Origin of the sequence: Paenibacillus sp. RUD330, assembly GCF_002243345.2 — a bacterium.
Lineage (GTDB): Bacteria > Bacillota > Bacilli > Paenibacillales > Paenibacillaceae > Paenibacillus_O.
On record NZ_CP022655.2, the window covers coordinates 4,260,426 to 4,283,713 of the forward strand.

The window sequence follows — 23,288 nt, forward strand, 5'->3', positions numbered from 1 at the left end:
CAACAGATATTCCGAAAAACAAAAAAAAGCACTCCTAAGGAGTGCTTGGATCCGAAAAACCCTTATCTATCAAGTCATTATCCGAATGCAAAAATGTTTACTTCCAAACCAATTCAGATCTTTCTGACATGGGTTTTGTCAAAATCCGCCGAATCGAACCAATCGCCGGTCGAAGCCCAGGTCGCATCAAGCGGAATCCATTTGCCGCCTTCGTCCATCAGCTTGACCTCATTCCAGGCATGGCTGCCGAACCCTCCGCGGCCGTCGGCTCCAAGCCCCGTCACGACCCGGACCTCCAGTCCGGCCGAGCGCGCCATGACCGCGTACAGGCGAGCCGTATCGATGCATACGCCCTTGCGGGACTTGAACGTTTCCTCCGGCGTCTGCTCTTTCCATATGCCTTTGGACGTGTAATTGTCCGCTTTGTCCCAATCGTAGGCGATCCGCTTGCCGAGCCATTCGTAGAGAAGCTCCGCCTTGTCCCGGTCACTGCCTGCGCCGGCTGCGACCTTCCTGGCGGCGTCTCCGATATCGGCCGGGATGTTGGAGTCGATGATCTCGTATCTCCGCTGCAGCACCTGCTGGAACTCGCTGCCGACCGCTTCCGTAATGACCGGACCGCTGCCTGCGAGCAGACCTCCGGCAACCGGCTGCAGCAGCTTGTCCGCCGCCTGGCGGTAGACCGGAGAGCTCTCGATGTTGCCGGCCAGCGGAGCGGTTGGAAATACCGATACATAGAGAAACAGGAGAGCGAGCAGCACGAGCGAGCGGCCGACCCCGTGCAGGCCGCCGATGACGGCTCCCGCAGCGCGGTTGGTCGAACGGGCTCTGCGGGCATCTTCGGCGCCCTCCTCTGCTTCGCGGGCAGGATAAGCCGCGGCTCCGAACGCTCTCCACGCAAGAGGAGTCAAGGTCGACAGCAGCAGGCGCAGCAGCGCATAGCCGATCAGGAACAAGACGCCGAAGCGAAGCAGAGGCAGGTCCCGCACGCTCGTAAGGAACGTATACCAGGCCTGCTCCAGGCCGGCCATCTCTTTCTGAGGGAGGTGGACATGGGCCTGAAGCCAGCGGCTGGCGGGGGAGGAGAGCAGCTGCGCCAGCTTGGCCGCGCCGGCCAGAGCCGCAACCAGCAGCACTCCTTCCCAGATGAAATGGAACAGCCGCTGCGAGGAATTCCGCGCTCCTCGTCCGAAGCCTTGAAGCAGGGAAACGGCGATGACAAGCAGCACGGCAAGCGATACCGGCTCCAGATGCAGGAGCGGCTGGAGACTGTTCTGAATGATGGCCATAGACATGTGCACGCCCCCTTCCCTATTGTCCTTTTACGGCGAAGTCCCATGTTTCCCTGCGGCAAGAGCGTCCGCCCTCTCCGCCCTTCGCCGTCCCGACGGCTACTTTCCCCGGGCGCCTTCGATCAGCGCTCTGATCGTGCCGTCGATGCTCCATGTTCCGAGCGGAGCCCCCTTGAACGAGACATTCACCCTATCCTCGCCCATTTTTCCTTTGAGCTCCAGATTGTCGGTCTTGACCGTGTAGGTGCCGTCTCCGTTGTCCATGTACTGGGCGCTGCCCGCCTCCCCGGCCATGGCGGTCACCGCCTGATCGCGGACCTTGCCTCCGAGACCCTTCAGATCCTGCAGGTTGTAGCCGCTGTACAGCACGAGGCCGATGACGATGACCGCCGCAAGCGCCCATTTCGCCACGGTCCGCACGATGCCGATGACCAGCAGCAGGATGACGAGTCCTACCGCAAGCACAAGCCAGTTCTCCTTGAAAAAAGTGCTCCATGTCTCATAACCGTAACCCAAGCTGTCCATGACGCGCCATGCCCCCTGTCGCATATCCGCGTTCCCCGGGCCGGCATCCGGCCCCGCGGTCAATAGTCCCATTATAACCGACGCTGCCGGGAGCGTAAACGCGGCCGGAGAGGCGGCCATAAAGCATATCCTGTCCCGCAAGGGCGTACAAGTAGTAAAGTCCTGAACAAGCCGAGTCCGCAAGCCTGAAGGAGGGCAACAACGTGAGAACCGCCATGTGGCTGTACCTGTTTTTATTCGTCGCCTTTTTCGATCTGCATGCCCAATATCCCATCCTGACTCCGTACGCCGTCTCGCTGGGGGCCGCTCCGTCGTTCATCGGGCTGATGATGGGCATGTACTCCCTCACCCATCTGCCGGGCAACATCATCGCCGGCTTCGGCATCGACCGCTTCGGCAGCCGCATGTTCATCGTCTTCAGCCTGCTCGGAGCCGGCGTCATCCTCCTGCTGCAGGCTCAGGTCACGAATCCATGGCAGCTGCTCGTTCTCCGCTCGATCAGCGGCTTCGTCCTGGCCTTCCTGTCCCCTGCCTGCAGCGCCTTGCTGGCCAGAATGGCGACGAACGCTCTCCAGCAGGGCAGGCTGATGAGCGGCAGCGGCTTCGTCCACACGCTGGCGTCGGTCGTCTCGCCCGCTGCGGGGGCCTTTCTCGTAGCCCGGATCGGCTTCTCCAGCGCCTTCTACCTGCTGGGCTGGATCTTGATCGGCACGAGCATCTGCGCGCTTCTGTTCATCCGCGACCGCAAGGAGACGGCCATGCTCCCGGCGGGTCCCCGGTCCTTGAGCCACGCTCCGCCAAAAGCGGCGCTCGCTTCGGCGGCCGCCGTTCCCGCCGGCGATTCCGGCGGCTTCCCGTGGATCGTCTTCCTGCTTCCGGTCGCCATCAGCTGCTCGCAAGGCATTCTCAGCTTCGAGCTCCCGCTCATGTCCACCACTTCCGAGGGCATGATGCGAACCGGATGGCTGTTCTCGGTCGTAAGCGCGGGCGGCCTCATCACCTTGAGCATGCTGTTCCTGAACCGAATACCGGCTTTCCGCCGCACGCTCTGGGGCGCCCTGCTGCTGGCCATCGCCTACTTCGGCATCGCAGCCGGATTCAACGCCCCGCTCGTGTCGCTGCTTCTCGTCGTCGGCATGGCCAAAGGCGTCATCTTCCCCGCCCTCTCGACGCTGCTCATCGAGCTCAGCGGAACCGAGCGCTACGGCCGCACGTTCTCGATCCTGTCGATCGCCTTCTCCATCGGAGCTTTCCTCGGGCCAATGATCGCCGGCCAGGTCCGGCATCTCGTCTCGCCCTACTACATTTCCTTCGTTTTCCTCATGCTCGCTGTCGCTGTCCTTCCCTTCCACGGAGGGGGCGGCCGGAACCGGATTCCTGCGGCTCCATCCGCCCAATTGCCGAGGACTGGGTGAATGCACAGGGCGGGTACCATCCAGGTACATATACTGAACCATGTCTGACGGACCGCCAGCACGTTGCCCGCGGGCCGGCGGCCGGATGACCCCACCAAGCAGCAAAGGGGTGACCAATACAATGTCTTATGTCGAAGGTGCAGGTGTAGGCTGTGCTCCCGTAGGCGGAGCAGTGGGAGGAGTCTGGACTTCCACTGGCGCAATCCTCGTTCTGTTCATTCTGCTCGTTATCATCATCAGCAGCTTCTGCTTCTAATGACGATATGAGAACTGGTTTCCCGCTCTCATAAAACTTGAGGCCTGCCGAATTCGGCAGGCCTCCTTTTTTTGGGGCAAAGACAACCGGACAGCGTTGAATAACCGGCGGTCCAAGGTTAATCTTAGTGGATAAGGAGGCGATTCCCGTGGAAGAAGCCGTCATCATCGTCGAAGGCAAGAACGACCGGAGCCGCCTCCGGCGCGTGCTGTCGGAAGAAGTCCCGATCCTGTGCACCTTCGGCACTCCGGGCTCGAAGCAGCTGGAGACGCTGCGCAAGCAGGCCGGCGGCAGCCAGGTCTACATCTTCACCGACAACGATCCATCCGGCCGGCGCATCCGCGGCATCCTGCGCGACGAATTCCCGGACGCCGAGCATATCTATACCCGGCGCGGTTATCCCGGCGTCGAAGGAACTCCAGAGGAATATTTGCTGGAGCAGCTTCTCAAGGCGGGCTTCGAGTCCGAGCTCATCTTCCCCGATGCGGGACCGGAGCCTCGCTGGTCCAAAGAGGACGGGCTCTAGGGGCACGAGCCGTTCCGGTGCGGCTGCCCCTCCCTTCGTTAGCGATTCGGCCAGCTTCCATCGGAATCGGCAGGAGCTTCGCTCTGGCGCAAAGCGCCCTGCCTCTTCGGCTTGCTCTTGCCGGCGGCTTTTATCGTGGCCGGCTACGCAGGTTCCAGCGATTGGAGGAGCGGCGGCTTGCCGAGCGGTCTTAGCTGCAGCGGGCTTGCTGCAGCGGCCTTGAGCAGTTGAGCGCAGCGGGCTTGCCGCAGCGTTATCGAGCCTAGCGCAGCGGGCCTGCTGAGCGGCTTTGCCCTTCCCAGCGGCCAGCGCGGTCCAGCGCATGGCCGGCTCGCTCCTTCCCCGCTGCATGGCCAGCGAAGGCGGGCCGCCGCATCCGGAAAAGCGTCAGCGGTCGCCTTTGAAGCCGGGTTCCTGCCGCTCTGTCGCCAAGTTCAGAGGAACCCGGGTTCAACAGCGATTGGAGGAGCGGCGGCTTGCCGAGCGGTCTGGGCACTTAAAGCGCAGCAGACTTGAGCAGTCAAGCTTTGGCCGCCGCTAAATCTGAAGCAGGGCAATGACCGCTGTCACCGTGCCGATGCTCAAGATCGTCGAGAACAGCACCGCCTGCGAAGAGAACTCCGGCTCGTTGTCGAACTCGACCGCCAGCAGCACGCTGCTGAGCGAAGTCGGCACCGCCGAGCTCACGATGAGCGCCTTGGCCGCGAGGCCGTCGATGCCGAGCAGCCAGACCGTCAAGGCGGCCAGCGCCGGGCCCGCCGCCAGGCGAAGCGCCAGGGAAAGACCCAGTTCGGCCGTCTTCCCCTTGCCGCTGCCGCGCTTCATGCTCCCGAGCTGCACGCCGAGCGTCAGCAGAGCCGTCCCGATGAACGCATTCGCCACATAATCGAGCGGCGTCGCGAGATAGACCGGCATGCCGACGCCGAAGCCGCGCAGTGCAAACGCGAGCGGAATCACATAAATGACCGGCTGCGACAGAATCGTGCGCCGGATGTCGCGGAAGCTGCTTTTATGCGCATTGACGCTGTAGATGCCGTATGTGTTCGGCAGCAGCGACTGCATCATCATGATGAGCACCTGGATCGACAGCGTGAACGGATTCGCAGCGAAAGCCAGCTGGTTGAGCGGAATGCCGTAATTGGCGCTGTTGTAGAACAGGACGCTGTTGCGCATCGCCGCCTTCATGCCCCCTTGGAATCCCCTCATCCTGATCACGATCTCCACAAGCGCGTACTGGAACGCCATGAACACGCCGAAAAACAGCAGCACCTGGCCGATCAGCGAAAACGGAATATCGGTCGTGTACAAAAGCTTGAAAATGACGGCCGGCGAAAAGAGATAAAAGTTCAGCTTGGACAGCGTGCGGATGTCCAGCACGAAAATCCGCTGCAGCACGACCCCGATCAGGATCATGACGCATAGCGGAATGATGTTGTGAAGCAGGATCGAGCCGAGCAATGCCATGCGTGCCACTCCTTCCCTCAGGTCCAAAAAAAATTCCTGCAATTTCTTGCAGGAATGGGACTGCCAAGCGCCCTCTCGGAAGAGGCTTATTTTTTCAGCAGGCTTTTGACGGCGGTCACGATGGAATCCGCCTTTTGGTCCGGCGTCATCGATTGATCCATGCCGCCGGTTATGTATTTGCGGATATTGCCCTTCTTGTCGATCAGCGTGAACACGTCGTTATGGCTGTAATTGCCGTCGGCATCCTTAAGCAGGGACAGGCCGTAATCCTTGACCAGCTTGGCCGTAGCGGCTTCGTCCGGATTGCGCAGGAACAGCCAGCCCGCCGGGTCGGCATGGAATTTGGAGGCGAAGGTCCGGATCGCCTCGGGAGTGTCGCGCACCGGATCGAAGGTGATGGACATCAGCTCCGCCTTGTCGCCGAACAGCCCTTCCTCCTTCAGCTTGTCCTGAACCTTGGACAGGATGAAAGTCGTAGCGGGGCAGACGTCCGGACAATGAGACCAGTAGAAATAAGCGACGCGGACTTTGCCGTCCGAATCGGCAAGCTTGACTTCCTTCCCGTCTTCCAATGCGTTCTGAAGCGTGAACTCGGGCGCAGGGCTGTTTTGCGGAAAATTGACGGCTTGCGTGCTGTCTGCCCGGCTTGAAACGAGCAGATAGATGCCCATGGCGGCGCAAAGCGCGAACAAGGCGATTTTGAAGGCATGCTTGCGGATGAATGGCAACGTTTACCTCTCCTCTTATGTAAGTAAAGCCTGTCCGGGCGGACAGGCATGTAAGACCATCAAGGCAGGATGCTTGAAATGAACGCCGCGCCAGGCTCCCTGTACGTGTTGGCGATCATGAGCAGGAAAACGACAAGCAGGTAGTTGACGGAAATAAGGAAATTGACCTTGGCCCATTTCTCGGTTTCCTGTTCGGTTTTCGCGCGCATGCCGGTCAAGGTGTGGGCGAACCAGATGACGGTAAGCAGCCCGGAAACCCATAGGAACCATTGGCCCGTGTAGCCATAGGTGTAGAGCAGGATGACGGTAGGAATGAGCAGCAGCACATAAGGAATCATCTGCAGCTTGGTCCGCTTGATGCCTTTGACGACCGGCAGCAGCGGATAGCCCGCTGCGCGGTATTCCTCTACGCGGCGAATCGCCAGCGACCAGAAGTGGGCCGGCTGCCAGAGGAATAGGAAGGCGAAGAGCAGCCACGCTCCGGCATCCACCTGCCCGGTGACGGCGCAGTAGCCGATGACCGGCGGCATCGCTCCGGATACGCCCCCGATGGACGTGCTCCAGGTCGAGCTCCGCTTGAGCCAGATCGTATAGATGACGATATAGACGAACCAGCCCAGCAGTCCCAGCCAGCCGGAAAGGACGTTCACCAGGGTAAACAGCACGGCAAGGCCGGCAATTCCGAGAATGATGCCGTAAGTAATGACGAATCCCGGCTTCAGCCGCCCTGTCGGCAGCGCGCGGTTGCGGGTCCGCTCCATCTTGAGGTCGAGCTCGCGGTCCCAGTAATTGTTAATGACGCAGGCAGAAGCCATCGTCAGTGAAGTTCCGATCAGCATCCATAGCAGCTTCAGCCAGTCGATGCTCCACTGGGAAGCTACCCAAAATCCGCCAAAAGCCGCGAAAGCGTTCATGCGTACGATTCCGGGCTTGGTAAGGGCAATCAAGTCTTTCCACACAGTCGTGCGCCTCCTGTTTTTGGAGCGCAAAAGCGCATTGCGCCTAAGGGCTTCAGTAGTCAACGGTACTAATGATACCGAAAATGAATGCTTGTGACAATGTAAGGGAAGGCAAGTTCATGAATTCGACATGCCAATGAAGACTATTTGTTGACGAATGCTGCCGGACCTTGCCTCCCCGGGCTGGCCGCAGCTTTCTTTTTCGAGTCGAAAACAGGCACATCTCGCGGTCCCCGGCATACAGTAAGGTGTGGTCAGGAGCCCAGGCGGGAGGGCACCGCAGCAACAGCAGGCCGCAGGCTCCCGCAAAAGGAGCGTGAACAGGAACAATGGCTGTCATCAAGACCAACGATGCGGACACCAAGCTGCTTGCCCGGCTGATGCGGGCGGAAGCGGAAGGGGAGGGCGAGCTCGGCATGCTGATGGTGGGCAACGTCGGCGTCAACCGGGTACTCGGCAACTGCCTCGATTTCCGCAATATTCGGTCCATTCCGGACATGGTGTACCAGAGTCCCGGAGGATACGAGGCCGTCCAGAAGAGCTACTTCTATCAAAAGGCCAGGGACAAGGAAATCCGGCTGGCCAAACGCGTCATCGGCGGGGAGCGCCAGCATCCTGCCAGCAACGCCCTATGGTTTTTCAGGCCGTCGGGAGACTGCCCCGATACCTGGTATAACCAAGGCAATACCGGGCGCTACAAAGCGCACTGCTTCTTCGCGCCGACCAGCGGCGACTGCCCGGACGTGTACTGACCGAAATCAAACATCTATCCAGAGAGAGCGGGGAAACCTTTCATGTCGAATACTTATGACTTCGATTACTATCGTTCTTATGGCGCCTACGGCCATCCATCCGTCGGCGGCGCCGGCACGGGCTACGGCCAGCCATCCGTCGGCGGCGTCAATGCCGCCATGTACAGCCATGACGGCATGATGATTCCGGGAGCCGCATTCATGCAGATGCCTCCGGGCGTTCCGAGCGGATCCGTCATCACGCCCAATGCCGGAACGATCACGACCGTTCCCGCCCGCGAGGAATCGTATGTCGAGAACATCCTGCGCTTGAACCGCAGCAAGATGGCGACGTTCTATATGACGTATGAGAACAACAAGGAATGGAACGCCAAAATTTTCCGCGGCGTCATCGAGGCGGCAGGCCGCGACCATATCATTATCCGCGATCCCGCTACGAATATGCGCTATCTGCTCCTGACGCTGAATCTCGACTATGTCACCTTTGACGGCCCGATCGCCTACGAGTACCAGTTCCAAGGACAGACGATCTCCAATCTGACGCCCGAGACGGAGCGTTAAGCCAAAGGAAGCCGTCCAAGCGAAGGCTTGAACGTCCACGCATGGATGCGGGAACGCCCCCCGGCGACCATCCCGCCAATGCCAGACCATGGAGAACGCTCCGAGAGGCGTTCTTCTTGGCATGCCCGCGCTTCCTCCTCCGAGGCCGCCGGCCATATTTCGACGAACAGATTCGGCTGGTCCGCGCCCTCGTACAGAGATACAGGCACGCCGCCTTCGGCCAGCCGTCCGATCAAGGCCAGGTAATCCGCACGGGCTTCCTCCTCGATGCGGTATTCGACCATCAAAGCATAGGCATTCATTCCGATTTCTCCTTGCACCATCAAGTTTCTCCATCCTAGCATGACACGGGCCCTCAGCCCAAGCCCGACATAAGAAACCATCGACGAGGGCATAATGGAAAGACCGGAAGCGGGGGCGTCTAGGCCGCTTCCACAGCCATTTGAACTCTTCAGGAGGTGCTTGGACTGGATACAGGAACGCATCTGGTCGCCGGACTGGGACTCGCCGGGCTCTCGACCGTCGATCCGGCCGTCGCGGGAAACCCGAGTCTGTTCGCGGCCGTTCTGGCGGGCACGATCATCGGATCGCAGGCTCCGGATCTGGACGGCTTCCTTCGGCTCAAAAGCAATGCCGTCTATATCCGCAACCACCGCGGCGCCTCTCATTCCCTGCCCGCCGTCCTCATCTGGACTACGCTGATCACGGGAGCGATCGCTTGGGCGTATCAGGGCACGCTGCCTTGGCTGCATCTGGCCGGGTGGGTGCTGCTCGCGGTATCGGCCCATGTTTTCTCGGATTGCTTCAATACCTACGGAACCCAGGCGGCAAGACCCTTTACGGACAAATGGATTTCGTGGAACATCATCCACATTTTCGATCCGACTATTTTTACCGGCCATGCGATCGCCTTGCTGCTCTGGGCTTTCGGGATATTCCAGCCGCAGCTCATCTTTCCGGTGCTGTACGGCCTGCTCGTAGCCTATTACGTCTGGAGAACGCAGGTCCATCGAAGCGTGGCGAGCAAGCTGCCGGCGCTGGACGATTCCCATGCCGGAGGAGACGCCTATATTCTCATCCCGACGATTACGCTGAACAATTGGAATGTAGTCAAGCGGCTGGAGGACGGAAGCTTCATGATCGGCGACTTGCGCAGGGGCGAGCTCAAATGGTCCGGCAGCGCGCGCTGCATGGAGCATCCCGCGATCGACCAGTCGAAGTTCGACGCATCCGTCAAAGCGTTCCTCTACTTCACCTCGTTCGCCTGCTCCGAGGTGCTGGAGCATTCGTACGGCTACGAGGTGCGATGGTTCGATGTGCGCTATCGCCACCGCAAGCAATACCCGTTCGTAGCGGTCGTTCTGATGGACAAGGATTACGCCACGCTCGGCTCCTATGTCGGATGGCTGAGCGACGAAAGGCTGCAGAAGAGGCTGCGCATGAACACCTATTGAGCTTGCTTCCATTAAAAGAGCATCCCGAAGCGGTTGACCGCAGAAGCCCCTTGCTTCACAATAAGAGGGGCTTTTTTAATTGGTTCCCGCAGGCTAGAGCGGCAAAAAAAGAAGCCCAAGGTTTCCCTTGAGCTTCCCCTTTTTTATCTTCCCGCTCTTAGCGGTGTTGTTGGCCCGACAGTTGTTGCTCGGCGATTTGCACGAGTTTCTTCGTGATGTAGCCGCCGAGGGATCCTGCATCGCGGGTTGCTACGTTGCCGTAGTATCCGTCTGCTGGAATTTGTACACCCAGTTCTTGTGCTGCTTCGAATTTCATTTGCTCAAGGGCTTGTTTTGCACCTGGTACGACCAGTCTGTTGCTTCCGCTGTTGTTGCTTGCCATTGTAATTGCTCCTTTCGAAGTTCGCACTTTGATGTGTGTGTTGCAAGCTTGCAAGCTTATTATGTTCCGTTTCGAAAGTTCTATTCTACGGCTCTTCAAATTTTCTTCCTCATCCTAATCTGAATCGGGAGGCCTACCGCCATGTCCAAGCCCCTTGCCTTGATTTACTCTCTGCTGTCCTGCGTTCTCATGGTAGCGACCGCAATCTCCATCAGCTTCAGCGCCTGGCTGGCCATTACGCTGGCCGTCGCCACGACGGTGTTCATCGGCCTCGGCTTCATGCTCAAGTCGCGTCTCAAGCGTTCTTGAACGGCCGGATATAGACAAACAAAAAGGGTGCCTCCCGGACAAGCTCCGAGGAAGGCACCCTTTCGGCATTTTCGCCGACTTCCAGCTCACGGCTTCAAGAAGCCCATTCTTTCCTTGACGCCCGCAACGATGGCATCGGCTTCGGCCGAAGCTTTCTCGGCGCCGCGGCGCAGCACATCCTCCAGCTGACCGGAGCTGCGGATATCGCGGTAACGCTCCTGCAGCGGCTCCAGGACGGCAATGATCTGCTCGGCCAAGTCTTTCTTGAACGGACCGTAGCCCTGTCCTTCGAACTTCGCTTCTACTTCTTGCAGAGACAGGCCCGACATCTGCGAGTAGATGCCCATCAGATTGCTGACCTCCGGCTTGGAGGAAAGGTCGTGCAGGACTTCCCGGCCCGAATCCGTCGTGGCGCGGCTGATCTTTTTGCGGATGACGTCGGGCGGATCCAGCAGCGCGATGAAGCTGCCCGGATTCGGATTGCTTTTGCTCATTTTTTTGGAGGCGTCGTCAAGCGACATGATGCGCGCGCCTACCTTCGGGATATAGGGCTCGGGCACGGTGAAGAAATCGCCGAAGCGGCTGTTGAAGCGCTGCGCCAGATCGCGGGTCAGCTCCAGATGCTGCTTCTGGTCGTCTCCGACCGGGACGAGGTCGGCGTTGTAGACGAGGATGTCCGCCGCCATCAGCGACGGATAGACGAACAGGCCTGCGCCCACGGAATCCTTTCCGGCTGCCTTGTCCTTGAACTGCGTCATCCGCTCCAGCTCACCCATCGAGGTCAGCGTCGTCAGAATCCAGCCCAGCTCGGCGTGAGCGCGCACATGGGACTGCATGTAGATGGACGCCCGCTCCGGATCGATGCCTGCGGCGAGGTAGATCGCGGCGATCGACTTGGACTGCTCGCGCAGCGCTTCCGGGTCTTGAGGCACGGTGATGGCGTGAAGATCCACGACCATGAAGTAGCATTCATGCGTTTCCTGGAGCTTGACGAAGTTCTGCAAAGCGCCGATATAGTTGCCCAGCGTCAGCTGGCCGCTGGGCTGAATGCCCGAGAGGACTTTCTTCATTGGAACCAAGCCTTTCTGCGGTAGATTTTGGAAAAGACAAAAAGGCCTCTCCTCCGCAAGGGACGAGAGACCGTGGTGCCACCCTAATTCGCCGGATAATATCCGGCCTTGGATCCGATAACGTGGATGACCCGGGGAGACTGGCTCCCGGCTCCAGAGTCCATTCGGCGCCTTCCGATCCCGCCGGCTTCTCAGCTCCCGCCGGCTCTCTTGGGGAATCTTCGCTTACAGCGCCTACTTGTTTCTGTTCACAGCCATTTGCTTACCCCGATTATAGCCTCCTCCCCCCAAAAGTCAAGGGCGTCCGTTCTGCTCCTTGGCCGCCGCGCATAGATTGGTACAGGCCGCATCGGCCCTATTACCGGACCGAAGAAAGAAGGCCTTGCATGACGCCTCAGCGCCTAGTTCCGCTCCTGACCGCAGCCGCCTCCATCGGAGCCGCCGCTGCCGCCTTTGCCGTCGTCCATAGAGATGCGGGAATATCGGGAGCCGATATCCAGCCGTTCAAAACGGTATTTATCGGCATCATCCTCGAGGCTCTTCCCTTCGTCCTGCTCGGAGTGCTCTTCTCCGCCATCCTGCAGGTGTTCGTGCCGGACGAGCTGATCCGCCGCCTGATGCCTTCGCGGCCGCTTCCAGCCATTCTGATCGCCGGGCTGGCCGGCATTCTGTTTCCGCTGTGCGAATGCGGCATGATTCCCGTCGTCCGCCGCCTCATCCGCAAAGGCATGCCTGCAAGCGCAGGCATCACGTACATCCTTGCCGGACCGGTCGTGAACCCGATCGTATTCTACTCCACGTACAGCGCCTTCGGGAGCGCGCCGGCAATGGCCTTCGCCCGGACCGGGCTCGCTTACGGCGTGGCCGTGCTGACCGGCATCCTCGTCTGGAAGTCCATGCGCGGCAATCCGCTCAAGGCCGATCTCGCTTCCATGTACGGCGCTGCGCCGGCTCGGCGTGACGAGCTTCCCGCATCAGCGGGCAGCAGGCTCGTCAGCATGATGGGCCATGCCTCGGACGAGTTTTTCGATATGGGCAAATACCTCATCTTCGGCGCCGCGCTTGCCGCCCTGTTCCAGACCGCGGTCAGCCGCTCCATGCTCGAAGAGCTCGGGGGCAGCCAGCTCTATTCGCATCTGTTCCTGATGGGGCTTGGCTTCCTGCTGTCGCTCTGCTCGACATCCGACGCCTTCGTCGCCGCTTCCTTCGGCGGCAGCTTCGAGCATGGCGCGCTGCTGGCGTTCCTCGTCTTCGGACCGATGATCGATATCAAAAGCCTGATGATGCTGCTCGCTTCGTTCCGCACCCGCTTCGTCCTTACGGCGGCAGCCTCCGCAGCGCTGCTGGTCTTGGCCGGCTCCTGGATCGCCGAAGCGCTGTTCTTGTCCTGATGGAACCCGATTGCGAGAGGAGGCTGGTCCCGCATGCAGCCGGAATACCGTACGAAAGCCTATCACCAACTCGCCCGCTCCCTCATCATGGGCTTGTTCGCACTCTATATGACGGGTCTGGCCAAGACGGACTCGCTCGGCCAGTTCGTCGAATCCGGCGCATATGCGGGAATCAAGCTGTCGGCAATCGCGCTGTATGCCATGGCCGCATGCCAGCTGTACGCCGCGATCTCCTTGCTTCGAGGCGACGACATCCAGGCCGACTGCGATTGCGGCGCCCATTCGCCGGGTAAGGCGGGACCGCTTCAATGGGCGATGTACGCCCTTTTTCTTCTTCCCCTCCTGCTCGGCATGCTGCCCGATCAAGGCAGCCCGGCAGGCTGGCAGCAGGAGAAGGGAATCCACGATCACGGCGGCAGCCAGCCCGCTTCTCCCCCATCCGCTCCTGTTCCCGAAGAGAAAGCGGACCTGCAGCCGTCGCCGCATTCCCGTTCTTAAATGGAAGCCGCCTTCTTTATGGAAATAAAATGCGCGTGAAAATTTCCCATGCATATATTTGGAAACAATGTGCGCATACTACCTCCAGACCACTTAGGAGGTGAATTCCATGGCAGGATCCCGCACCAACCGCCTCGTCGTTCCAGGCTGCCAAGCAGCGCTTGAGCAAATGAAATTCGAAGCCGCGCAAGCACTCGGCATCCAAATCCCGCAAGACGGCTACTACGGCAATATGGCTACCCGCGATGCCGGTTCCCTTGGCGGCTACATAACGAAGCGCCTCGTTGAAATCGCCGAGCAGCAGCTCTCCGGCAGCGCAGGACGCATGCGCTGATTCCCGTACGGAATCGAACGCGCGCCGCATGCCGGCGCGAGCGCCAATCAGAAAAGAACAGCCTTTGTCCTCATCGGACAAAGGCTGTTCTTTTGGGGGCGTTGCGATGAACGGGAGCGTTCAGGCCGCTTGCGAGATGATCCCTGCGTTCCGCATTCATGTTCATTCCTGCATGGAGAATTCATCCGATTCCATCGGATGGTCCGCACGGCATCGTTGGAGGGAATCGTCCACTGCCTTGCGGCGGATGGTCCGGACGGCTACTCTTCGGCCGCCTCCTTGCGCTCGTACAGCTTCGGATGCTTGGGCTCGAACCGGAACGGGGAACTCGCCAGATTGTAGTTCGACTCGCATAACATGCTCGCGGACCAGCTGGATGCCGTTGCCGTTCCTTGGCGGACCGAGAAGTCGTACAGAATTTCCCCGTGCGTCCATTCCTTCTTGTGCTTGAGGGCTTCGACGGCCATATGCCGGAATTCCTGCACCTGGGCTGCCGTCAGCCCTTTCGGCGAGAACGCGGCCGAATTATTTTTTAGCTCGATGGGGTTATGCCTGATGCCGTATTTGCCGACAGTATTATTACGGATATGGATAAGCACGGTGCCTGCGGATGCATGCGTAAGCTCCGTCTCCAGCTGACGGAATACATAATCGACTTGTCTGGCCAGCGGCGCAGAACCATATGGATTCATTAATGTCACCTCCCTGCTGTGAATTCCGTTCCCCTGTCATCGGGGCTCTTGGTCAAAACGCTTCTAGGAGGCCTGTAGCGATTATAGGACATCCATTTCCAGCCATCAACTAAATTTTTACAAAATATGATAAAATTCTACGGTTATCCGGGTCTATATTCTCTGTTTTTCAATAGAAATACGACAATTATAGACCTCTTCCCCAGGACAATGTTATAATATGGATAATTCAAAAGACCTAATTTCCCCTGTTTTTTCCTTTCAAGCTTACATACACAGCCTTCATTTCCTATCGATAAGGAGCGATTTTCATGGAATGGTACAATTCTCTTTCCGTCAAAAGCAGAATCCGGTACGCCCTGTACGGCATGGTCGTTGCATTCAGTCTTGTAAGCCTTGTATTCGCGCTGGTTGCCGGTTCGGCCTTGTGGCCGGTCCTCGTCACGATCGCCGTCTGCGCAGCCGCCGCATTTCCGCTCTCCCAGGTCATCGAGCGCTCGCTGATGGGCTCCATCGAAGAGATGACCGCCGTCGCCTATCGCATCGCGAAGGGAGACTTCACGCAGAAGGTCGACGCCTCCGGCTCCTCTCTCGGCGAGCTCGGCCACTCCTTCAACAGCATGATCGAAAAGCTCCGGGACATTCTTGTCGACACCTCCAAGATCAGCCGCACGGTCGGGGAGACGAGCACCGGCATCTTCGAGAAGAACCGCCAGGTCAAGAACGTCATGGAGCAAGTGGCCTCGTCGGCAGGCGAGCTTGCGACCGGAGCCAACGAAATCTCCGGCGAAGTCGGGGACATGACGGATTCCATCCGCGACATCGAATTGAAGGTTTCCGCCTATGCGGAATCGAGCCGCCTGATGAACGAGCGCTTGGAAGCCGCGATGCGTCTGGTCGAGAAGGGACGTCACTCCGTCGAGACCCAGGCGGAAGGAACCCGCCGGACGGAAGAGGCGGCGACCCAGGTATCGGCGGCCATCAGCAAGCTCTCCGAAGCAGCCGTAGGCATCTCCTCCATTACGAGGACGATATCGGATCTGGCGGAGCAGACCAACCTGCTGTCCCTCAATGCTTCTATTGAAGCGGCGCGAGCCGGAGAGCACGGGCTCGGCTTCGCGGTCGTCGCCCAGGAAGTGCGCAAGCTGGCCGAGGAATCGACCGCTTCGACCAAGGAAGTCTTCCACCTCGTCAAAGGAATCGAGCAAGGCGTAAAGGAAGCGGCCTCGAACATGAAGATCAACGAGCAGGCCGTCCAGCTTCAATCCGAGATGATCAAGGAAACGGAAGAGATCTTCAGCCAGATCGTCTCCAGCGTGCAGTTCATATCCGAACAGATCCATACCTTCTCCAAAGAAAGCGAGAGCATGCAGGAAAGCGCTCGCCTGATTTCTTCGGCCATCCAGAACATATCCGCCATCACGCAGCAATCCGCGGCCGGAACCGAGCAAGTATCCGCCGCGATGAACGAGCAGATCGAAGCCATTCAGACCGTCGTCGAGGAAACCGGACGGATGCAGCAGATGGCGTCCCAGCTTCAGCGGACGATTCAAGTGTTCAAGGTATAGCGGCCTCAAGCCTCCGGTAATCCGGAGGCTTTTTTTGTCCCTCCTCCCTGTCCGCAGGAATGATCCACCCTTCCTCAGGGAATCATGTACCGGCAGGAATCCCAAAGCTTGAGCGGGCTGACCGCCCAATCGGTCCGGAAGGAGAGATGATGCTTGAAGCGCAGTAAAAGCCGCTTGGACGCGTTCCGCAAGATGCGGCCGATTGCACGGCCTGCGGCCGCATGCCTCGTCATGGCGGCTGCTCTGCTGATGCAGGCGCCGGCTTCGGCCGACGGCAGCATGTCCTCCTCGGCAGGGACCAAGGCCGCCGCTGCATGGACAGCAGGCGCCGGATCCAGCCTCTCCCATCCTGATCCATCGTCCAAGAAGTCGAAGCAGCGGCGCGCCGCCATATCGTGGGCGGCCCTGTCCAGCCGTTATCCGGGAGCCTTCGCCACAAGAGGACCGGCTTCTCCGAAGCGTGCCGCGCTTACTTTCGACGACGTGCCCGACAACTATTATACGCCTCGCGTGCTCGACATTCTGGCCAGAGAGCATGTCAGAGCGACCTTTTTCCTGGTCGGACAGCGCGCCGCCGCCCACCCGGATATGGTGCAGCGGATCCGGATGGAAGGCCATGCGGTCGGAAGCCATTCCTACAATCACACTTCTTATGCCCGCCTCTCCTTGGAGGAGTTCATTTCGCAGATCCGACGCACGGATAAAATCCTGCTCCCCCAGCTCGGCTTCACTCCCCGCTTCATGCGTCCGCCTTACGGAGAGATCAAGCCGGAGCAGCTCGGCTGGGCGCAGGGACACGGGTACTTCGTCGTGAACTGGAACGTGGACACCGAGGACTGGAAGGGGCTGGGCGCCGATGCCATCATCCGCAATGTGAAGCGCACTCTCGTGCCCGGAAGCATCATCCTGCAGCATGCCGGAGGCGGAACCGGAGAGGATTTGAGCGGAACGCTGGATGCGCTGCCCCGCATCATCGCCATGCTGCGCCAGAAGGGATACGAATTGGTGACCGTGCCCGAGCTGCTCGGCGAATCGGAGGCTGTAGAGGAATTCAGGCTGTACGATTGAGAGCTGCGGGCATCGGCATAAAAAAACCGGCTCCATGAAAGGAGCCGGTTGAGCCTGCTGCTATTTCAGTACATGAACCTTGACATATTGGAAGCCGAAGTTCTGGGCTTGCGCCGTCGTTCCCGGCACGAAGATGTCGATGCGCTGGCCGTTGATGGCGCCGCCGGTATCCGAAGCCGTCGCAATCATGCCTCCGACCGGAAGGCCTTCGTAATTGTAGCCCGTAATGTAGAGCTTCGTTCCGAGCGGAATCTGCTTCGGATCAACGGCGACCGTTCCGACCTTGAGCGGGTTGCCGAAGTAGTCGACTGCTCCCCACTTGCCGTTCTCCGATGCGGCCGACGTATAGGCCGTCGCTTTGATGTTCAACGTTTTCGCTACCTGGTAGGAGGTTCCGTTGGGCGCGATCACTTGCTTGGCTCCGTCTTCCTTGGAGAGCAGCTGGATGCCTCCGGCAGCCGCATTGGCCTTCATCGAGGCTCCGGCGGCCGCATTGGCCGCGTCGGTCGCAGGGATCGAGAGCGTAAGTCCGGCATAGATGTTCGCAGCCTCGACATCTTGGTTGAACGACATCAGCTTGTCCAGCGAAACGCCGAATTGCTTCGACAGGTTCCAGAACGTATCGCCGTCCTTGGCGATGTAATCCGTGGCGGCAAATGCAGGCGAGGCGCTGGTCCAGATCACGGCTCCTGCCGCCAAAGCGGCAGCTGTCCTTCCGATCGGGCGCAGCAGGGATGTCATCCGTTTTTTCATCGTCATCGTCATTATGTCCTCCAGTTCGGCGGTCCCCATCCAGCTTGGAACCGTTATGTGAGTCCGCGGCAACTCGTTGGGACTCAGAATAACACAGGCTTTCTCGCCGCGGACCGTCCAAAAACTGACAGGAAGCAATTATGAAAGGCTCTCATTTTTGCCTGAGGAAGCGGAATCCCATGCGGCAGAAGGGGATCGGCGCATCGGCGCCGCTCCCTCTCCCGGCGGAATGAAAAAATTCTAATGGAGCTTGCGAAGGGCGGCAAGAGCCTCTTGGGGGATGGGAACGGGCGACTGAAGGTCGCCCGTTTTTTTCAGGGAACCATCCGCCAGCACAAAAAGGGCTCCCCGTCAGGACGGGGAGCCCGCTGGATGCTGATAATCAGCCTTTGAATTCTTGAACCCAGACGCCGTTGTAATAAGCCACGCCGATTTTGGTGAAGTTCGACTTCAGGATGTTCGCCTTATGGCCTTCGCTGTTCATCCATGCGGTCATGACCTCTTGAGGCGTGCGCTGTCCTTTGGCGATGTTCTCACCCGCGTAGTTGTACGTGACTCCGTAAGCCTTCATCATATCGAACGGGGAGCCGTACGTAGGCGACGTGTGGGAGAAGTAGTTGTTCACGTACATGTCCTTGGCTTTGTCGAGCGCGACCTTCGTCAGCTGCGTGTCGCTCGCAAGAGCTCCGAGGCCTTGCTTGGCGCGCTCCTGGTTCACGATGGTGATGACCTGCTGCGCATAAGTGGACGTATCGCTCGCTCCCTGCTGGCCGGATCCCGGGTTCGTTTCAGGAGCCGGAGTCGGAGTCGGCTTCACGGTAGGAGCCGGCGTTGCCGTCGGTGCCGGCGTTTTGACCGGCGCCGTAGGCGCTGGAGTCTTGACCGGCGCCGGGGTGGCCGTAGGCGCTGGAGTCTTGACCGGTGCCGTAGGCGCCGGGGTGGCCGGGGTGGCCGTAGGCGCCGGCTGCTTCACGATGAAGCCGCCTTGCTGCAGTTTATTCAGAAGATCCTCGAAGTCTACTCCGTACGAGCTGAGCATTTGCTGAAGGGTATAGGTTTGATAAGCGGGCTTGGCTGCCGCCGCCTGGGCTGTGCCTGCATAACCGGCCGTACCGGAAAAGGCGACGCCTGCTGCTACTGTTATCGCAAGAAAAGTGCGTTTGTTCACGTAAATTCTCCTCCTGATTTTCTCCGCGTCGGCGAAGATTCTAGTTGGTGTCGTCCCGAGCTTGCCGGACAACCCTATCCTAGCACGGCCTACTTCAGGTTTGGCTAGTAAGATTTTGGGAATCGGCACTCCGGGCAACCGTCCCGGCAGGCGTTCTCATGAAGCCGGATCGAGCCGGCGCGCGGCTTTCCGGCCATTCCGGCATCGCTCGATGAGAGCCGGATGAGAAATTTCTAACCGACGGAAGCCCGCGCTGCCGAGAGCATGAAAAAAAGCCGTCCGGCGAATCGCCGGGCGGCTGCAGCATATGGACGATGCTCAGAGATAATCGGGGAGCGTGTCCGCTTTTTTGAGATTGCATTCGGAGCAGGCGCACACGCAGTTGGCCGGGGTGCTGAGGCCGCCCTTCGACTTCGGAAAAACATGGTCGATCGTATCGCCAAAACGGCCGCAATAGTGGCAGACATAGTTGTCCCTCTGGAGGATGAGCAGCCTGAAATCGCTCTTCGTATAGAGCTTGTGGATCAGCCTCGGATGGAGAATGCCGGCTGCTCCCTCCTGCACCATGCGCACGGCGATATCGCGGTCGATCTCCGTATGCCATCGCTTGCCGCTTTCGCGCCGGCCTCGAAGCTGGATCATTCCGGTGCCCCGATCGTTCAGCAGGGAAGGATCGTACGTGAACGAGCCTTTGAACGGCTTGATCGCTTTGAACGGCAGACGTGTTCCGGGCGTATGGGAATGTGCCGCCACCGCTGCCTTGCGGGTTTTGCGCCGCCGGCGCCGCTTGCGCTTGCGCTTGACCAGCCCGCCTGCCTGCTCCGCCGCCGCGGAAGACGCCTCCGACGGAGCAAAGGCCTCCACGGAGGGAGCCATCGCGATCGGGGGAGACGGCGCCGGCCGGGATGGCGGAATGAGCGGAGCGGGAGGCGCCTGCATGGCGCTGCCGCTCTCGTCGGCTCCGCGCTTGCGCCGGCGCTGGCAAGCGCGGCAAGTGCCCCTTCTGCCGTTTCGGCCGGTGCGTTTGGGAAAGGCCCCCTCGGGTTTATCGCGGCCGCACGCGGCGCATTGTTTGGTGTCCATGAATGAATACGCTCCGTTCGTACAACTATCTATCCAAAGCATACCATAAACGGTCACTTGCGTTAAATATGCCGGCAGCAAGCCTGCTGCTAATTTCGATTTTCTGGAGCGCTTCGGCTCCATTTGCCCGCTATAATAGGACTTTAAACCTACTGACTCTCCCATTCCTTCCAAGCGCTTTCCCTTGAAGCCAAGCCCGAATTCTCCTCATTCATTCCGAATACGGCCGTGATTACGGTTATTGTATAGGATAAATTGAAAAAACAAAGAACCGATAACGATATCCCGTATCTTATAATCGTTTTATGAACAGTGACTATAGTCTTACTAGCATGATTCCAATGACCTATTTTTCTAGGTGCATGTTGCCGCATGCCGTGCTATAATGAGGTTAGTAGATTACATAGAATTGTACTGCGCTTATAATCGCCTACGACTACTTGCAGCCTCGGCAGCTCGACAGGGTCATATTGTCCTTAAGGGGGATGGTGAGAAATGTTCGCGAAACGACTGAAGCAGCTGCGCAAGAAGAGAAAGCTGACCATGCAGGAAGTAGCCGATTACGTCGGCGTAGCCAAGAGCACTTATGCGGGTTATGAATCCGGCTACCGCCAGCCTACGCTTGAATCCATCCACACCATCGCCCGGCGGCTGCAGACGACATCCGACTACTTGCTTGGACTGACCGATTTCTCGGAGCCTGCGGAACCGACCAGCAACGCCCGTGAATGGCTCAATCTCCAGCAGCTTCACTGGGACGGCATTCCTCTCGAGACCGAGGACGTCGATCTGATCCGCCTTCTCATTGAACGAGTCGTAAGGGAACGCAGCTTGCGAAAAGACGAAACCGGCAATGGCTGATTGCAGCCTGCCGGTTTTTTTGCTTCAAAAGAAAATCGGCGCCGCCAGTATGGAACAGGCGCTCCATCCGGCGATCAGCCGCCCGCCTGCTTCATCCCTTTCAGCCGCTCCGTCAAGCTGGCTCTCAAAAGCTTGCTGGAGGCTTCATAGCTTTCCTCCCACTGCCGCCGCTTCCCGGATGGAACGGAAGCCTGCTCAGCCTCCTGGATCAGCCCTTTGAAGCGCGTGCCGCAGGACGACTGCGCCTCGTTCATCTTTTCGTTCAGCTCGCCGGCGGCCCTGGCGGCTCCCTCCTCGTCGAGCTCTCCTCTGCGGATCGCGTCCGACTTCGCTCCAGCGAGCTCCAGCACGCTTCCCGCCTCGCTTACGCACTGCTTCTGAAGGGCAGCCAGCTTGTTCTCATAGGCGCGGACTTCCTCATCGGCAGCCGCCGCAGCCTCTCCATCGCCATCGGTCCACTTGCCGGTCGGCTGCGATGTCGCTGGAAGAGGCTGCTTATCTTCGGCAGCCGAAGCTCCCTGCCGAGGCGGCTCCGCCATCGGAGAGGGAGACGTATCCGGCGCAGGCGAAGCCGTGCGGCTTCCGGACTTGCCGCTGCCGGCTGCTGCGGATGCCGGATTCTTATCCCCAGGGAGAGGAGCCTGCCCGATGGAGAGGCCTGTCCCCGCTTGATCGAGGGTGTCCGGTTCCCGGTCCATCGGATGCGCTTCCTGCGGGCTGTCCTTGCTCGCCTCCAGCCGAGGAGCGACAGCCGTCTCTCCAGCATCGGCACCCAGGCTTCGATGATGCATGTATCCCGTTACGGCCGGCACCAGCGCCGCAGCCATGACGGCTGCCAAGGCCAGCTTGCCCAGGCTCCAGCTTCGAGGCTTGCCGCTTCGGCGCCGGCGCTTCTTCCTTTTCCTCTGCATATCCATGCCTTCCACTCCTTCCATGCCGGAGATGCGGCGATCAAGGCTTCTGCATCATGTTGTCGAGCATTTTCACCCCGATCGCCTTCTGCTCCTCGTACATGTTCCGGTAAGTAGCGAGAATCGCTGTGGAATACCCGCCTGCTTCCAGCTTGGTTTTCGTGTCCGTCAAAATGGTCTCGAAGCTGCGGTCGCAATCGGCCAGCGCCGCTTCCCCTTCCGCGCGGATCTTGCTTTTCGCCTCCGCGCTGCCGGACTGCATGTACCGGAACGCGGCATCCATCAGCCTGTTCTGACACTGCACCAGGAGGCTGTTGAGCTTGTCCTCCGCCGCATTCTGGATATCCTTCTGCGGTACGGAAGGCTGCGGCGCGGGAGTCGGCGCAGGAGGCGCGGTCACCGGCGGATTGCCGGTACCCGGCGGTACCGTTGGAGTTGGTGTCGGCACAGAAGGACCGGGATCGGGAACAGACGGCGTTCCCGGAGCTCCAGTCCCCGGAACTGCCGGAGCCGGAACGCCTCCCGGCGAGCCTCCGGATGCCGGAGGAGACTCCGGACTCCCCGCAGCCGAGCCGGGGTTGTCCGGAGAAGCTCCGGAGGAGCCTTCGCCAGGGCCGCTGAGGCCGCCTTCCGAGCTGCCGCCCGCCCCGCCTGCGGCCGGCAGCGACAATTCGATCAGCTGGCTCGAGGAGGTCCATTGGACGGCCGCGCCCGACAGCTCCGCCAGAAAACGCAGCGGAACATAGATCGTGCCCGCGGCTATATAGGCTCGCTGGTCCTTAGGCAATACAGCCGCCTTGCCGTCGGCGTAGAACGATGCCTTCGCATCCGTCAGGCTGAGCTTATAGCCGGCTGGAGCCGAGGGGACCGTGTAGACCGTCCCGGCCTTTCCCTCCGCAGCTTGCTGCTGGCGCGCGGTCGGCGTCCACAGCGACACGCTCCGGGACTTGGAATCCCATTCCACCCTGCATTCGAGCGCTGCTGCCGCGACACGAAGCGGAACGTAGACCCTGCCTCCTGCCATTAAAATATAATTTCCTTCCTTCAGCTTCTGCAGCTTGCCGTCGACGACCAGCTTCGCTCCGATGGATTCCGCCTTCACGACCGCCTGAGCGGCCGCTGCAGCCGCCTGAGCCGCCGCTGCAGCCGGCTTCGCAGCTGCCGCTGCCGCGCTGCCTGCTCCTGTCCCCATGACCAGCAGAGCCGCTGCCGCGGCATAAGCCGCCGCTTTTCTCCCTGTCCGTTTCATTCTTCGTTCCCCCTTGCTT

At 59.7% G+C, this 23,288-nt stretch carries 26 protein-coding genes; 12 read left to right on the forward strand and 14 right to left on the reverse strand.

Annotated features, from left to right (window positions below):
• Positions 1-113 precede the first annotated feature (113 nt).
• Together CIC07_RS19545 and CIC07_RS19550 are read right to left on the reverse strand one after the other, a co-directional pair.
• Positions 114-1,295, reverse strand: a complete 1,182-nt coding sequence (locus CIC07_RS19545; protein WP_234992860.1) for a transglutaminase domain-containing protein — start codon at positions 1,293-1,295, stop codon at positions 114-116.
• Positions 1,296-1,391: 96 nt separating this feature from the next.
• Entirely contained in the window at positions 1,392-1,817 is a 426-nt protein-coding gene (locus CIC07_RS19550) for a hypothetical protein (protein ID WP_076353683.1), read from the reverse strand.
• Between the two features lie 203 nt (positions 1,818-2,020).
• Between CIC07_RS19550 and CIC07_RS19555 the strand changes: the two genes are divergently transcribed.
• Together CIC07_RS19555 and CIC07_RS19560 are read left to right on the forward strand one after the other, a co-directional pair.
• Entirely contained in the window at positions 2,021-3,232 is a 1,212-nt protein-coding gene (locus CIC07_RS19555; protein WP_076353679.1) for an MFS transporter, read from the forward strand.
• Positions 3,233-3,636: 404 nt separating this feature from the next.
• Complete coding sequence (locus CIC07_RS19560) at positions 3,637-4,014, forward strand: ribonuclease M5 (RefSeq protein WP_076353677.1); 378 nt, start codon at positions 3,637-3,639, stop codon at positions 4,012-4,014.
• Positions 4,015-4,551: 537 nt separating this feature from the next.
• On the opposite strand, the gene CIC07_RS19565 is transcribed toward CIC07_RS19560, so the two are convergent.
• From CIC07_RS19565 to cyoE, 3 genes are all read right to left on the reverse strand, one after another.
• Positions 4,552-5,478, reverse strand: a complete 927-nt coding sequence (locus tag CIC07_RS19565) for an AEC family transporter (protein ID WP_076353675.1) — start codon at positions 5,476-5,478, stop codon at positions 4,552-4,554.
• An 86-nt stretch (positions 5,479-5,564) separates the two neighbouring features.
• Positions 5,565-6,206 (reverse strand): SCO family protein, encoded by a 642-nt coding sequence (locus CIC07_RS19570; protein WP_076353673.1) that lies wholly within the window; start codon positions 6,204-6,206, stop codon positions 5,565-5,567.
• A gap of 59 nt (positions 6,207-6,265) precedes the next feature.
• Positions 6,266-7,165 (reverse strand): heme o synthase, encoded by a 900-nt coding sequence (gene cyoE, locus CIC07_RS19575; protein WP_232313340.1) that lies wholly within the window; start codon positions 7,163-7,165, stop codon positions 6,266-6,268.
• 329 nt (positions 7,166-7,494) lie between these two features.
• Here cyoE and CIC07_RS19580 point away from each other — a divergent pair, with 329 nt between their 5' ends.
• Together CIC07_RS19580 and gerQ are read left to right on the forward strand one after the other, a co-directional pair.
• Positions 7,495-7,917: a cell wall hydrolase gene (locus CIC07_RS19580; protein WP_076353669.1), complete on the forward strand. Its 423-nt coding sequence runs from the start codon at positions 7,495-7,497 to the stop codon at positions 7,915-7,917.
• Between the two features lie 42 nt (positions 7,918-7,959).
• Positions 7,960-8,478 (forward strand): spore coat protein GerQ, encoded by a 519-nt coding sequence (gene gerQ, locus CIC07_RS19585; RefSeq protein ID WP_076353667.1) that lies wholly within the window; start codon positions 7,960-7,962, stop codon positions 8,476-8,478.
• Here the strand turns inward: gerQ and CIC07_RS19590 are convergent.
• A complete protein-coding gene (locus CIC07_RS19590) occupies positions 8,475-8,780 on the reverse strand; it encodes a hypothetical protein (RefSeq protein ID WP_076356748.1) in 306 nt (101 codons plus the stop codon). The genes gerQ and CIC07_RS19590 overlap by 4 nt on opposite strands.
• Before the next feature lie 165 nt (positions 8,781-8,945).
• Between CIC07_RS19590 and CIC07_RS19595 the strand changes: the two genes are divergently transcribed.
• The gene (locus tag CIC07_RS19595; protein WP_076356746.1) at positions 8,946-9,932 is read left to right on the forward strand and encodes a metal-dependent hydrolase; all 987 of its coding nucleotides are present in this window, start codon (positions 8,946-8,948) and stop codon (positions 9,930-9,932) included.
• 157 nt (positions 9,933-10,089) lie between these two features.
• On the opposite strand, the gene CIC07_RS19600 is transcribed toward CIC07_RS19595, so the two are convergent.
• Positions 10,090-10,314: an alpha/beta-type small acid-soluble spore protein gene (locus CIC07_RS19600; RefSeq protein ID WP_048747320.1), complete on the reverse strand. Its 225-nt coding sequence runs from the start codon at positions 10,312-10,314 to the stop codon at positions 10,090-10,092.
• Positions 10,315-10,455: 141 nt separating this feature from the next.
• Between CIC07_RS19600 and CIC07_RS19605 the strand changes: the two genes are divergently transcribed.
• Entirely contained in the window at positions 10,456-10,623 is a 168-nt protein-coding gene (locus CIC07_RS19605; protein WP_021879713.1) for a DUF5325 family protein, read from the forward strand.
• Between the two features lie 86 nt (positions 10,624-10,709).
• Here the strand turns inward: CIC07_RS19605 and trpS are convergent, their stop codons facing one another.
• Entirely contained in the window at positions 10,710-11,693 is a 984-nt protein-coding gene (gene trpS / locus CIC07_RS19610) for a tryptophan--tRNA ligase (RefSeq protein WP_076353665.1), read from the reverse strand.
• A 386-nt stretch (positions 11,694-12,079) separates the two neighbouring features.
• Between trpS and CIC07_RS19615 the strand changes: the two genes are divergently transcribed.
• From CIC07_RS19615 to CIC07_RS19625, 3 genes are all read left to right on the forward strand, one after another.
• A complete protein-coding gene (locus tag CIC07_RS19615; protein WP_076353663.1) occupies positions 12,080-13,084 on the forward strand; it encodes a permease in 1,005 nt (334 codons plus the stop codon).
• A 33-nt stretch (positions 13,085-13,117) separates the two neighbouring features.
• Positions 13,118-13,582 (forward strand): DUF1980 domain-containing protein, encoded by a 465-nt coding sequence (locus tag CIC07_RS19620; RefSeq protein WP_076353661.1) that lies wholly within the window; start codon positions 13,118-13,120, stop codon positions 13,580-13,582.
• 109 nt (positions 13,583-13,691) lie between these two features.
• Complete coding sequence (locus CIC07_RS19625; RefSeq protein WP_049867962.1) at positions 13,692-13,916, forward strand: alpha/beta-type small acid-soluble spore protein; 225 nt, start codon at positions 13,692-13,694, stop codon at positions 13,914-13,916.
• 260 nt (positions 13,917-14,176) lie between these two features.
• Here CIC07_RS19625 and CIC07_RS19630 read toward each other — a convergent pair whose 3' ends face one another.
• Complete coding sequence (locus CIC07_RS19630; RefSeq protein ID WP_076353660.1) at positions 14,177-14,608, reverse strand: O-methyltransferase; 432 nt, start codon at positions 14,606-14,608, stop codon at positions 14,177-14,179.
• 311 nt (positions 14,609-14,919) lie between these two features.
• Here CIC07_RS19630 and CIC07_RS19635 point away from each other — a divergent pair, with 311 nt between their 5' ends.
• Complete coding sequence (locus tag CIC07_RS19635) at positions 14,920-16,176, forward strand: methyl-accepting chemotaxis protein (RefSeq protein ID WP_094248197.1); 1,257 nt, start codon at positions 14,920-14,922, stop codon at positions 16,174-16,176.
• Between the two features lie 153 nt (positions 16,177-16,329).
• Positions 16,330-17,244 (forward strand): polysaccharide deacetylase family protein, encoded by a 915-nt coding sequence (locus CIC07_RS19640; RefSeq protein WP_234992859.1) that lies wholly within the window; start codon positions 16,330-16,332, stop codon positions 17,242-17,244.
• Between the two features lie 60 nt (positions 17,245-17,304).
• On the opposite strand, the gene CIC07_RS19645 is transcribed toward CIC07_RS19640, so the two are convergent.
• The 3 genes from CIC07_RS19645 to CIC07_RS19655 form a co-directional block, all read right to left on the reverse strand.
• Positions 17,305-18,003 carry a 3D domain-containing protein gene (locus CIC07_RS19645; protein WP_234992858.1) on the reverse strand — a complete coding sequence of 233 codons (699 nt, stop codon included), beginning with the start codon at positions 18,001-18,003 and terminating at the stop codon, positions 17,305-17,307.
• Positions 18,004-18,379: 376 nt separating this feature from the next.
• Positions 18,380-19,165, reverse strand: a complete 786-nt coding sequence (locus CIC07_RS19650; RefSeq protein WP_076353656.1) for a CAP domain-containing protein — start codon at positions 19,163-19,165, stop codon at positions 18,380-18,382.
• Positions 19,166-19,483: 318 nt separating this feature from the next.
• A complete protein-coding gene (locus CIC07_RS19655; protein WP_076552891.1) occupies positions 19,484-20,248 on the reverse strand; it encodes an HNH endonuclease in 765 nt (254 codons plus the stop codon).
• A 495-nt stretch (positions 20,249-20,743) separates the two neighbouring features.
• On the opposite strand from CIC07_RS19655, the gene CIC07_RS19660 reads away from it, so the two are divergent.
• Positions 20,744-21,109, forward strand: coding sequence for a helix-turn-helix domain-containing protein (locus CIC07_RS19660; protein WP_076353652.1), 366 nt, complete (start codon positions 20,744-20,746; stop codon positions 21,107-21,109).
• A gap of 74 nt (positions 21,110-21,183) precedes the next feature.
• On the opposite strand, the gene CIC07_RS19665 is transcribed toward CIC07_RS19660, so the two are convergent.
• Positions 21,184-22,026: a hypothetical protein gene (locus CIC07_RS19665; protein WP_076353650.1), complete on the reverse strand. Its 843-nt coding sequence runs from the start codon at positions 22,024-22,026 to the stop codon at positions 21,184-21,186.
• Between the two features lie 34 nt (positions 22,027-22,060).
• On the reverse strand, positions 22,061-23,269 hold the full coding sequence (locus CIC07_RS19670) for a copper amine oxidase N-terminal domain-containing protein (RefSeq protein WP_076353648.1): 1,209 nt from the start codon (positions 23,267-23,269) through the stop codon (positions 22,061-22,063).
• Between the last annotated feature and the right edge of the window lie 19 nt (positions 23,270-23,288).

What these genes read in the sequence shown, in the direction of transcription:
- CIC07_RS19580 (WP_076353669.1), top strand. Translation starts at nt 7,495, where the DNA reads ATGGCTGTCATCAAGACCAACGATGCGGACACCAAGCTGCTTGCCCGG.
- CIC07_RS19605 (WP_021879713.1), top strand. Translation starts at nt 10,456, where the DNA reads ATGTCCAAGCCCCTTGCCTTGATTTACTCTCTGCTGTCCTGCGTTCTC.
- CIC07_RS19615 (WP_076353663.1), top strand. Translation starts at nt 12,080, where the DNA reads ATGACGCCTCAGCGCCTAGTTCCGCTCCTGACCGCAGCCGCCTCCATC.
- CIC07_RS19635 (WP_094248197.1), top strand. Translation starts at nt 14,920, where the DNA reads ATGGAATGGTACAATTCTCTTTCCGTCAAAAGCAGAATCCGGTACGCC.
- CIC07_RS19670 (WP_076353648.1), bottom strand. Translation starts at nt 23,269, where the DNA reads ATGAAACGGACAGGGAGAAAAGCGGCGGCTTATGCCGCGGCAGCGGCT.
- CIC07_RS19545 (WP_234992860.1), bottom strand. Translation starts at nt 1,295, where the DNA reads ATGTCTATGGCCATCATTCAGAACAGTCTCCAGCCGCTCCTGCATCTG.
- CIC07_RS19620 (WP_076353661.1), top strand. Translation starts at nt 13,118, where the DNA reads ATGCAGCCGGAATACCGTACGAAAGCCTATCACCAACTCGCCCGCTCC.
- CIC07_RS19590 (WP_076356748.1), bottom strand. Translation starts at nt 8,780, where the DNA reads ATGAATGCCTATGCTTTGATGGTCGAATACCGCATCGAGGAGGAAGCC.
- CIC07_RS19600 (WP_048747320.1), bottom strand. Translation starts at nt 10,314, where the DNA reads ATGGCAAGCAACAACAGCGGAAGCAACAGACTGGTCGTACCAGGTGCA.
- gerQ (WP_076353667.1), top strand. Translation starts at nt 7,960, where the DNA reads ATGTCGAATACTTATGACTTCGATTACTATCGTTCTTATGGCGCCTAC.
- CIC07_RS19550 (WP_076353683.1), bottom strand. Translation starts at nt 1,817, where the DNA reads ATGGACAGCTTGGGTTACGGTTATGAGACATGGAGCACTTTTTTCAAG.
- CIC07_RS19660 (WP_076353652.1), top strand. Translation starts at nt 20,744, where the DNA reads ATGTTCGCGAAACGACTGAAGCAGCTGCGCAAGAAGAGAAAGCTGACC.
- CIC07_RS19655 (WP_076552891.1), bottom strand. Translation starts at nt 20,248, where the DNA reads ATGGACACCAAACAATGCGCCGCGTGCGGCCGCGATAAACCCGAGGGG.
- CIC07_RS19565 (WP_076353675.1), bottom strand. Translation starts at nt 5,478, where the DNA reads ATGGCATTGCTCGGCTCGATCCTGCTTCACAACATCATTCCGCTATGC.
- trpS (WP_076353665.1), bottom strand. Translation starts at nt 11,693, where the DNA reads ATGAAGAAAGTCCTCTCGGGCATTCAGCCCAGCGGCCAGCTGACGCTG.
- CIC07_RS19645 (WP_234992858.1), bottom strand. Translation starts at nt 18,003, where the DNA reads ATGACGATGAAAAAACGGATGACATCCCTGCTGCGCCCGATCGGAAGG.
- CIC07_RS19630 (WP_076353660.1), bottom strand. Translation starts at nt 14,608, where the DNA reads ATGAATCCATATGGTTCTGCGCCGCTGGCCAGACAAGTCGATTATGTA.
- CIC07_RS19665 (WP_076353650.1), bottom strand. Translation starts at nt 22,026, where the DNA reads ATGGATATGCAGAGGAAAAGGAAGAAGCGCCGGCGCCGAAGCGGCAAG.
- CIC07_RS19625 (WP_049867962.1), top strand. Translation starts at nt 13,692, where the DNA reads ATGGCAGGATCCCGCACCAACCGCCTCGTCGTTCCAGGCTGCCAAGCA.